Here is a 947-nt window from a genome sequence, read left to right as displayed (position 1 = left end):
CAGTGGCCCCGTGCTCCGTGCTCCGTGCTCCGTGCTCCGTGCTCCGTGCTCCGTGCTCCGTGCTCCGTGCTCCGTGCTCCGTGCTCCGTGCTCCCGGGGAGGATCGCCGCCCCGTACGCCGTGGCTACGCTCCCTGCGGCTGCCGGGCCGCGGTGGTGTCCAGGCGGGGGCCCTTGGCCAGGAAGGACGACCACTCGGTGGGCACACGGGCCGGCTTGACGTCTCGGTAGCCGAGGCGGATACGTGCCTGGTCGACGTCGCGCTGGCCCTCCTCGTCCGCCTTCTTCGGCTTGCCGTCCGTGCCGATCACGCTCTCCTCGGAGCTGCTGTCGTTGTTCGTCTGCACCGCGTAGCGCAGCCCCGTGTCGGTCACCAGGAAGAGCGAGCCGGAGCTGGACTGGTGGCCGCGGATCTCGCGGTAGAGCAGCCCGGTGCCCGGCGTGACGTAGGTGGTGCTGCCGCCCTCCGCGATCGTCGCGGGGAAGCCCTGTCCGGCCCAGGTGCTCAGCTTCGTCGTGCCGTTGGCCTTCACGTCGCGCAGGACGCTGCACACCGTGTCGCGGGCTGATTCGCCGCCGAGCGAGTTGACCTGCACCGCCTTCGCCTGTGGCCACGCGCGGTCGCCGTAGAACGCGTCTTCGGCGCCCTCGGGCGAGAACGCCTGGGCGTCGACGTCCCTGGCCTGTCCGGCCTGGTTCAGGCGGTCCGTCTCGGGCGAGCTGAGGAGCAGTTCGGCGGTGAAGTCCGAGACGGGGAGCACCTTGCCGGGGAGCACCACGTAGTGCTGGGGTCCGGTGCCGGTCTTCGCCCGCAGCACCATGCCCACGCGCCCCTCCTCCTCGCTGAGCCCGTCGATGCCCGCGTCAGTGGCGACGGTGCCCGGAAGGTGCGGGAAGGTGATCGGGGTGCCGTCGCGCAGCGTTCTCAGCCAGTCATCGGTGACGCTC

The 947-nt window shown here is 71.5% G+C and carries 1 protein-coding gene; it reads right to left on the bottom strand.

Annotated elements, in window-relative coordinates:
- Nucleotides 1-124 precede the first annotated feature (124 nt).
- Nucleotides 125-947: type VII secretion protein EccB (locus tag KUM32_RS37865; RefSeq protein ID WP_217146359.1), on the bottom strand; the 823-nt coding region annotated here is incomplete at its 5' end.

The sequence above is a fragment of the Streptomyces sp. AC627_RSS907 genome (assembly GCF_019049165.1).
Note: the sequence above shows the minus strand (reverse complement) of the source record. Positions and strands in the feature narration are given on the sequence as shown.